Origin of the sequence: Billgrantia desiderata, assembly GCF_900108215.1 — a bacterium.
GTDB classification, from domain to species: Bacteria; Pseudomonadota; Gammaproteobacteria; order Pseudomonadales; family Halomonadaceae; genus Halomonas; species Halomonas desiderata.
In genome coordinates this window covers 67,944-74,928 of sequence record NZ_FNVC01000002.1, presented here as the reverse complement: position 1 = coordinate 74,928, position 6,985 = coordinate 67,944, and the positions used below count along the sequence as shown (strand labels likewise).

At 66.2% G+C, this 6,985-nt stretch carries 4 protein-coding genes and 1 tRNA gene; 4 read left to right on the top strand and 1 reads right to left on the bottom strand.

The window, feature by feature from the left end; translation table 11 throughout:
- Positions 1 to 228: 228 nt before the first annotated feature.
- Positions 229 to 305: transfer RNA gene (locus tag C4S71_RS02685), tRNA-Met, on the bottom strand.
- A gap of 175 nt (positions 306 to 480) precedes the next feature.
- On the opposite strand from C4S71_RS02685, the gene betI reads away from it, so the two are divergent.
- The 4 genes from betI to C4S71_RS02665 all read left to right on the top strand — a co-directional run bounded on the left by betI (position 481) and on the right by C4S71_RS02665 (position 6,868).
- Positions 481 to 1,101: a transcriptional regulator BetI gene (gene betI / locus C4S71_RS02680; protein WP_200825218.1), complete on the top strand. Its 621-nt coding sequence runs from the start codon at positions 481 to 483 to the stop codon at positions 1,099 to 1,101.
- A complete protein-coding gene (gene betB, locus C4S71_RS02675; RefSeq protein ID WP_103968130.1) occupies positions 1,098 to 2,567 on the top strand; it encodes a betaine-aldehyde dehydrogenase in 1,470 nt (489 codons plus the stop codon). Before betI ends, betB begins: the two co-directional genes overlap by 4 nt.
- A gap of 10 nt (positions 2,568 to 2,577) precedes the next feature.
- Positions 2,578 to 4,269 carry a choline dehydrogenase gene (gene betA, locus C4S71_RS02670; RefSeq protein WP_103968129.1) on the top strand — a complete coding sequence of 564 codons (1,692 nt, stop codon included), beginning with the start codon at positions 2,578 to 2,580 and terminating at the stop codon, positions 4,267 to 4,269.
- Between the two features lie 151 nt (positions 4,270 to 4,420).
- A complete protein-coding gene (locus C4S71_RS02665; RefSeq protein WP_103968128.1) occupies positions 4,421 to 6,868 on the top strand; it encodes an acyl-CoA dehydrogenase in 2,448 nt (815 codons plus the stop codon).
- Positions 6,869 to 6,985 lie beyond the last annotated feature (117 nt).

Here is a 6,985-nt window from a genome sequence, read left to right as displayed (position 1 = left end):
GAGCAGGACTCGAACCTGCGACCCAGTGATTAACAGTCACTTGCTCTACCGACTGAGCTATCCGGGAATGGCCGTGAACACGGTGCGTAGTATACGGATCGCCCACGTAAGGTCAAGGGCGTATCTCGGCAGAAACCTTGTCCGGCCCCTGGCCATAACGTCAGTCGAGGCAGGGACATAACGCAGGACGCCCGATCGAGATGAGTCGATCGGGCGTCCTGTCGTAACTGGTGGCTACGCCCTGATTTGAACAGGGGACCCCATCATTATGAGTGATGTGCTCTAACCAGCTGAGCTACGTAGCCAGGCGACACGAAGGCAGGCCTTCGCGACGCGCTGGATTATGCATGAACCACTTCTCTCAGGCAAGACGATGCCGCCCGCTTTTTATTGATTGAACGTTCAATAAAAAAATGTCAGACTCGAACCTACCTTATATATGCCATATGCCAGTCATGGCGAAGGGTCAAGGAGTCAACGTTGCCCAAGACAGGAATGGAACCCATTCGACGCAGCCAGCTCATCCAGGCGACCATGGCAGCCATCGACGAAGTCGGCCTGGCCGACGCCACCGTCTTGAGGATCGCCCGGCATGCCGGCGTTTCTGCCGGCATCATCAGCCACTATTTCGGCGGCAAGGATGGCCTGCTCGAAGCCACCATGCGCCAGATTCTCACCGATCTCGGCCAGGCAGTGGCGGAGCGTCGGCTCCGCCTGGTCGATGGCTCTCCGCGCGACCATATCGCCGCCATCATCGACGGCAACTTCGACCGCAGCCAGATTTCCGGCCCGGCGGCCAAGACCTGGCTCGCCTTCTGGGCCAGCAGTATGCACAGACCCCAGCTGCAACGGCTGCAGCACGTCAACGACCAGCGCCTCTACTCCAACCTCTGCTTCCAGTTCCGACGGCTGATGCCGCTCAGCGAAGCGCGGGATGCCGCCCGCACCCTGGCGGCCATGATCGACGGCCTGTGGCTGCGCGGCACCCTGAGCCCCGAAGGGTTGGATACCGAGCGCGCCCGGCGTCTGGCCCACGCCTGCCTCGACAAGTTGCTGGCCGGCCACGACACCTCCGCAGCGTCACCCAAGGAGACAGCATGACCGCTTTCGACACCGAGACTCTCTACATCGACGGCCGCCGTGAACCGGCCACTTCGGGTGAGACCTTCGATGTTCTCAACCCCTACGATGGCAGCCTGCTGGCCAAGGTCGATCAGGCCAGCCAGGCCGATATCGACCGCGCCGTCGCCTCCGCCAGCCAGGGTCAGCGGCGCTGGGCCGCCATGACCGGGATGCAGCGCAGCCGTGTACTGCAGCGGGCCGTGGCGCTGCTGAGAGCGCGCAACGACGAGCTGGCCGAGCTCGAAACACGCAACACCGGCAAGCCGATCAGCGAAACCGCCGCGGTGGACATCGTCACCGGCGCCGACGTGCTGGAATACTACGCCGGCCTGGCGCCGGCCATCGAGGGCGCTCAGATTCCGCTGCGCGAGTCGTCGTTCGTCTACACCCGTCGCGAACCGCTGGGGGTGATCGCTGCCATCGGCGCCTGGAACTACCCGATTCAGATCGCCTGCTGGAAAGCCGCTCCGGCGCTGGCCGCCGGCAACGCCGTGGTGTTCAAGCCCAGCGAGGTCACTCCGCTGACCGCCATGAAGCTGGCCGAGATCTTCACCGAGGCAGGCCTGCCCGACGGCGTGTTCAACGTCGTTCACGGCGACGCCCGGGTCGGCCAGATGCTGACCGCCCACGAAGGCATCGCCAAGGTGTCGTTCACCGGCGAAGTGGGCACCGGCAAGAAGGTGATGGCCGCGGCCGGCGGCTCGACGCTCAAGGACGTGACCATGGAGCTGGGCGGCAAGTCGCCGCTCATCGTGTTCGCCGACGCCGACCTCGACCGCGCCGCCGATGCTGCCATGATGGCCAACTTCTACTCCAGCGGCCAGATCTGCACCAACGGTACCCGGGTCTTCGTCGAGCGCTCGGTGAAGGCGGCCTTCGAGGAGAAGATCGTCGAGCGCGTGGCGCGCATCCGCGCCGGCGACCCGCTCGACCCCGAAATCAACTTCGGCCCGCTGGTCAGCTTCGAGCATCAGGCCAAGGTGCTCGACTACATCGCGTACGGCAAGCAGGACGGCGCGCGGGTACTGATCGGCGGCGAGCCTCTCGACGAGGGCGATTTCGCCCGCGGTGCCTGGGCCCCGGCCACGGTGTTCACCGATTGCAGCGACGACATGCGCATCGTGCGCGAAGAGATCTTCGGCCCGGTGATGTCGATTCTCGTCTTCGACGACGAAGAAGAGCTGATCCGCCGCGCCAATGACACCCACTATGGCCTTGCCGCCGGGGTGTTCACCGAGAGCCTCGCCCGCGCCCATCGCACCATTCATCGCATGGAAGCCGGCATCTGCTGGATCAACACCTGGGGCGAGTCGCCGGCGGAAATGCCCGTGGGCGGCTACAAGCAGTCCGGCGTCGGCCGCGAGAACGGCATCGAAACCCTGGCCCACTACACCCAGACCAAGTCGGTGCAGGTGGAAATGGGGCCCTTCGAGTCGGTGTTCTGAGGAAATCGCCATGTCCCAGATTCGTGAATTCGACTACGTCATCATCGGCGCCGGCTCCGCCGGCAACGTGCTGGCCGCCCGTCTCACCGAGGACGCGGACGTCAGCGTGCTGCTGCTCGAAGCCGGCGGCCCCGACTACCGCTTCGACTTCCGCACCCAGATGCCCGCCGCGCTGGCCTACCCGCTGCAGGGCAAGCGCTACAACTGGGCCTTCGAGACCGACCCGGAGCCGCACATGAACGGCCGCCGCATGGAGTGCGGCCGCGGCAAGGGGCTCGGCGGCTCGTCGCTGATCAACGGCATGTGCTACATCCGAGGCAACGCCCTGGACTATGACAACTGGGCCAGCCTGGCCGGCCTATCTGACTGGCGCTACGCTGACTGCCTGCCCTACTTCAGGAAGGCCGAGTGCCGCGATACCGGCGCCAATGCCTATCATGGCGGCGATGGCCCGGTGCACGTGACCACGCCCAAGGAGGGCAACAACGAGCTCTACCGTGCCTTCGTCGCTGCCGGCGTGCAGGCGGGCTATCCCGAGACCGAGGACGTCAACGGCTACCAGCAGGAGGGCTTCGGCCCCATGGACCGTTTCGTCACCCCCAAGGGGCGCCGCTCCTCCACTGCGCGTGGCTATCTCGACCAGGCCAAGGGGCGCGACAACCTCACCATCGAGACCCACGCCACCACGGACGTGATCGAGTTCGAGGGCAAGCGCGCCGTGGGCGTGCGCTACCTGCGCCGCGGCCAGACACAGCAGGTTCGCGCCCGCCGCGAAGTGCTGCTGTGCGCCGGGGCCATCGCCTCGCCGCAGATCCTGCTGCGCTCGGGCATCGGCAACCCGGCGCACCTGCGCGAGTTCGACATCCCCGTGGTGCACGAGCTGCCCGGGGTCGGCGAGAACCTGCAGGACCATCTGGAGATGTACATCCAGTACGAGTGCAAGCAGCCGATCACTCTCTACCCGGCGCTGAAGTGGTTCAACCAGCCGAAGATCGGCGCCGAGTGGCTGCTGCTCGGCAGCGGCGTCGGCGCCAGCAACCAGTTCGAGTCGTGCGCCTTCATCCGCACCCACGACGCGGAGCCCTGGCCCAACCTGCAGTACCACTTCCTGCCCATCGCCATCAGCTACAACGGCAAGAGCGCAGTGCAGGCCCATGGCTTCCAGGCTCACGTGGGCTCGATGCGCTCCGAGAGCCGCGGGCGCATTCGCCTCACCTCGCGCGACCCCAAGGCCGCTCCCAGCATCCTGTTCAACTACATGTCCAGGGAGAAGGACTGGCAGGAGTTCCGCGACGCCATTCGCCTGACCCGCGAGATCATCGCTCAGCCGGCGATGGATCCGTATCGCGGCCGGGAGATCTCGCCGGGCCCGGTGGTGGAGAGCGACGAGCAGCTCGACGCCTTCGTACGCGAGCACGCCGAGACCGCCTATCACCCCTGCGGCAGCTGTCGCATGGGCGAGGGCGACGACGCCGTGGTCGACGGCCAGGGGCGGGTGCATGGAGTAGAAGGGCTGCGCGTGGTCGACGCCTCGCTGTTCCCGGTGATTCCCACCGGCAACCTCAACGCGCCGACCATCATGCTGGCCGAGAAGATCGCCGACCGTATTCGCGGTCGCGAACCGCTGCCCGCTTCCGATGCGCCCTATTTCGTGGCTGGCGACAGCCCGGCCAGGCGCGAGCCACAGCGACGCCTCATTTAAGCAAGCACTTTACTTTCTACCCAGCGCCCTGCCTCATGCAGGGCGCTGTCATTTCGTGTGCGCCTCAGGACTGGCCAGCACTCGGGAGATCGGCTAGTCTGACACATTCAAACAACTGTTCTAAACGCGATCCGAAATACGGAGACGAGGCATGCTCACCCTGATACTCCTGATCCTCACCGTCGTCGGCCTGCTGGTGCTGATGCGGCGCGAGGCCGGCGCGGTGCCTACCCTGGCGCTACTCGGCGTACTCGGCCTGGCGGGGCTGCTGCTGGGCTCCCCCGTGCTCGGCGTGCTGTTGCTGCTCGGCGCGGCGGCAGTGGCCGTGGCCGGCCTGCCGGCGCTGCGTATCCACTGGCTCAGCCCGCGCCTGTTCGCCATGTTCAAGCGCGTCTCGCCCAAGGTCTCGGATACCGAGCGCATCGCCCTGGAAGCCGGCACCGTGGCCTGGGACGGCGAGCTGTTCTCGGGCCGTCCCCAGTGGGACAAGCTGATGAGCTACCACGACGACGGCCTGACCGAGGAGGAGCGCAGCTTCCTCGAGCATCAGTGCTCGGTGGCCGCCGGCATGTGCAATGCCTGGGAGATCGCCAAGGAGCGTGCCGACCTGCCCGAAGAGCTGTGGCAGTACCTGAAGAAGGAAGGCTTCTTCGGCATGATCATTCCCAAGGAGTATGGCGGCCTCGGGTTCTCGGCCAAGGCGCAGTCGCTGGTGCTGCAGAAGCTCTCCATCAGCGAGACGCTGATGGTCACGGTGGGCGTACCCAATTCCCTGGGCCCCGGCGAGCTGCTGCTCAAGTACGGCACCCAGGCGCAGAAGGATCACTTCCTGCCGCGCCTGGCCGACGGTCGCGAGATCCCCTGTTTCGGTCTCACCGGCCCGCGCGCCGGCTCCGACGCCACCTCGCTGCCCGACACCGGCATCGTGTGCAAGCAGATGGTCGACGGCAAGGAGGTACTGGGCCTGCGTCTCAACTTCGAGAAGCGCTGGATCACCCTGGCGCCCATCGCCACCGTGGTGGGCCTGGCCTTCCGCCTGTTCGACCCCGACCACCTGCTGGGCGAGGAAGAGGACCGCGGCATCACCCTGGCGCTGGTGCCACGCAACACCGCCGGCATGGAGATCGGCCGCCGCCACCACCCCATCGGCAGCCCGTTCCTCAACGGTCCGATCAAGGGCAAGGACGTCTTCGTCCCGCTGGATACCATCATCGGCGGCACCGAGATGATCGGTCAGGGCTGGCGCATGCTGGTGGAGTGTCTCTCCATCGGCCGCTGCATCACCCTGCCCTCCGGTGCCAGCGGCACCATGCGCTACGCCCTGGGCTGGACCGGCGGCTTCGGTCGTATCCGACGCCAGTTCAACGTACCGGTGGTGGAAATGGAGGGCGTACAGGAACCGCTGGCACGCCTGGCCTCGCTGGGCTACATCGCCCAGGCAGCGGTCTACCAGACCGCCAACACCATCGACCGCGGCGAGAAGCCTTCCGTGCCCTCGGCGATCCTCAAGAGCCAGCTCACCGAGTTCCAGCGCCTCGGGCTCTCCGATGCCATGGACATCCACGGCGGCAAGGCGGTGACCCTGGGCCCACGCAACTACCTGGGCATCGGCTACAGCGCCAACCCGGTCTCGATCACGGTCGAGGGCGCCAACATCATGACTCGCAACCTGATGATCTTCGGTCAGGGCGCCATCCGCTGTCATCCGTTCGTGCTCGAAGAGCTGGCCGCCTCCGACAGCAACGACCTCAAGGCCTTCGACCGCGCCTTCTTCGGCCATGGCGCGCTGGTCTTCGGCAACGCCGCCCGCGCCTTCACCATGGGGCTCGGCATCGGCAAGCCCACGGTGCCCTTCGATGAAGTCGCCGCGCCCTATGCTCGTGACATGGCGCGTCTCTCCGCCGCCTTCAGCCTGTGCGCCGATGCCGCCATGGCCAGCCTGGGCGCCGCGCTCAAGCAGCGCGAAATGATCTCGGCGCGCCTGGGCGACGTGCTCTCCAACCTCTACCTGGCCTCGATGGTGCTCAAGCACTGGCAGGAGGGCGACAAGGTCGAGGGCGAAGCCGCCCTGCTCCACTACAGCTGTACCCATCTGCTGCAGCGCGCCGAGCAGGCCTTCGACGAGCTGTTCGACAACCTGCCCAACCGGGCGCTGGCCGGCGTGCTGCGCGCCGTGACGATGCCGCTGGGCCGGCGCTGGAAGCGCCCCGCCGACCATCTGACCCGCGAGATCGCCCAGGCCGTATCGCGCGACACGGCGCTGCGCACCAAGCTGATCGCCGCGGCCTGGCTGGACGACGACGGCGTCAAGGACAATCCGCTGGCCCACTACAACGCCCTGCTGGCCGACTACGACCGCGCCGAAGCGCTCTACCGCACGGTCAACAAGGCCTATGCCAAGGGCGAGCTGCCGCGTCAGGCGCTGCACCCCGAGGCGCGCCTGGAAGCGGCGCGGGAGAAGGGTCTGGTCAGCGAGGAGGATGCCGAGTTCATGCGCCGCTTCGAAGCCGAAGTACTCGAACTGCTCAGCGTGGACGACTTCGAGTACGACGAATTCGCCACCGACAAGGCCAACATCCTGCGCCACAACGCGGCGTAAGATCGGCCCCCTACCAAACCCCGGCCCCAGCGCCGGGGTTTTTAAGACCTCTATTCGAAAGTCAGGGAAGTGTGATTCACGTCACGAGCGAAGCTAGGCTGGTCGCCGCCGGAACGG

Bases quoted from the DNA above. Each gene is read 5' to 3' on its own strand.
- betB (WP_103968130.1), top strand. From the start codon at position 1,098: ATGACCGCTTTCGACACCGAGACTCTCTACATCGACGGCCGCCGTGAA.
- betA (WP_103968129.1), top strand. From the start codon at position 2,578: ATGTCCCAGATTCGTGAATTCGACTACGTCATCATCGGCGCCGGCTCC.
- C4S71_RS02665 (WP_103968128.1), top strand. From the start codon at position 4,421: ATGCTCACCCTGATACTCCTGATCCTCACCGTCGTCGGCCTGCTGGTG.